Annotated in this window: 3 protein-coding genes and 1 tRNA gene; all 4 read right to left on the minus strand. The window is 38.4% G+C overall.

What is annotated here, in order from left to right; all coding sequences use genetic code 11:
- Nucleotides 1-33 precede the first annotated feature (33 nt).
- Nucleotides 34-108, minus strand: a tRNA-Gln gene (locus tag J671_RS0105420).
- On the minus strand, nucleotides 107-940 hold the full coding sequence (gene ispE / locus J671_RS24710; RefSeq protein WP_006581578.1) for a 4-(cytidine 5'-diphospho)-2-C-methyl-D-erythritol kinase: 834 nt from the start codon (nucleotides 938-940) through the stop codon (nucleotides 107-109). Before ispE ends, J671_RS0105420 begins: the two co-directional genes overlap by 2 nt.
- 18 nt (nucleotides 941-958) lie before the next feature.
- Nucleotides 959-1537 (minus strand): lipoprotein insertase outer membrane protein LolB, encoded by a 579-nt coding sequence (lolB, locus tag J671_RS24715; protein WP_031983456.1) that lies wholly within the window; start codon nucleotides 1535-1537, stop codon nucleotides 959-961.
- 4 nt (nucleotides 1538-1541) lie between these two features.
- Nucleotides 1542-1808, minus strand: a 267-nt coding sequence (locus tag J671_RS24720; protein ID WP_033855789.1) for a tetratricopeptide repeat protein, incomplete at its 5' end; no start/stop codon positions are given.

The raw sequence follows: 1808 nt of genomic DNA on the forward strand, positions 1-1808 counted from the left end.
AGGCAATTAAGTCTGTCTTTAAAATAAGAAGAATGGCAGGGGCGGCTGGATTCGAACCAACGGATGGCGAGATCAAAACCCGCTGCCTTACCACTTGGCGACGCCCCTAACTTGCAACTTTAAAATGATGTAAAGGAGATTCTTTTAAACTACGTACCAAGTAAGCTTTACATGGTGCATGTTTAAGAATGTCATCAACATTCATTTCATTGGTTACTTCAGTAAAAACACAAGCACCTGTACCTGTAAGCTTTGCATGACCAAATTGATCAAGATATTGCATTGCTTCTTCAACTTCAGGGTATAACTTTCTAGCCAAAGGCTCAAAGTTATTTCCAAAATTAGAAGGTTCTAACTGATAGGCGCAAAATTTAGTGGTCTTAGTGTCTCTTGTCAATGTTTTTTGTGAAAAAAGCAATTGAGTGCTGATAAAACAATCAGGTTTTAAAATAATGAACTGTTTTTGATCTAAGTCTATGAATGTTAAATGTTCACCAATACCTTCAGCCCATGCATTTTTACCATAAATAAAAATAGGAACATCAGCACCAAGTTTTACACCATAGTCAGCAAGCTCTGTCTGAGTTAGGCCACATTGCCATAATTGATTTAAAACAATGAGCGTTGTGGCGGCATTCGAAGAACCTCCGCCTAGACCTGCACCCATTGGAATATTTTTTTCAATGCTAATGTGTAGGCCACACAATTTTTTTGCATGCGGTTTTAATATTTGAGCAGCCCGATAAATCAGATTCTGCTCAAGTTGAACCTCACCTAAACCTTCAATCTGGATTTCATCTTTCTCAATAGGGGAAAAAGTCATCCAGTCATATAAATCAATGAGTTGAAAAATGGTTTGTAATTCATGGTAACCATTTTCACGACGTCCCGTTATATGTAAAAACAGGTTGAGCTTGGCTGGAGAAGGAACTCGAATCATAGATTTATATAGTTAGACTTAACGGTTTTGGATAACCATTGTAATACGGTTTTCTTTATCTTCAGCAAGCGCCTGCTTTAAAACCAGTTTATTTGGTAAAGTTTGTTCACCATCATAACTAAAATTAACCGTCCAACCATCTTCGATGAGTTGGCTCACACGGTTTGCATTATCTTTGCTAATTTGGGCATTTAAAGTTGCAGGTTTCGCTAAAATCCAGCTGGTTAAATGAGTAATGGGGGCTTGCCAACCAGTTGCACGCTCTAAAAGCTCTTCAGGAGATGCTGCTGTAATAACGCCAGTTTTAGCGCTGTTTAGAGTGACTTCACCCGGTTTTCCCTGAATTTGTGTTTTTCCAACACCTAAAATTCCACTTAACTCGATATCAAAATTATCTTGCTGTTGAATCCATGTGAAAAAAGCACTCCCACTTTGTTGGGGGGTACGCACTCCAATTTTACCTTGCAAATTGAAGTGTTTTTCATCTTGTACTTGGTGGGTAACTGCGGGTTTAGGCTGAGTAAAATGCTGACAACCGGTTAAGAATAATACACTTGATCCACAGATCGCTGTGCACAGTTGGGCAAGTTTGCTCATAAATTTAACTCTTTTTTACAGATGTAGGTAAAATTAACGCATCAAGCTGATGCAATTGTGGATCATTCGCGTGCTTTTGTTTCAGTTGTTGTAACACGGTACTAAATTGAGTTAACGATCCTTGCATATACAATGCTTTAGCGTAACGAATGCCAATATTTATGTTATGGCTGAGTTCATATGCTTTGCCTAAAGCTTCCGCTGCTGCTTCATAATCATTTTGTAAAAATGCAATATAGCCTAGCGTATCAAGAATTGAGGCTTGCTCAGG

The organism is Acinetobacter sp. 1130196, assembly GCF_000588095.1.
Classification (GTDB): domain Bacteria; phylum Pseudomonadota; class Gammaproteobacteria; order Pseudomonadales; family Moraxellaceae; genus Acinetobacter; species Acinetobacter nosocomialis.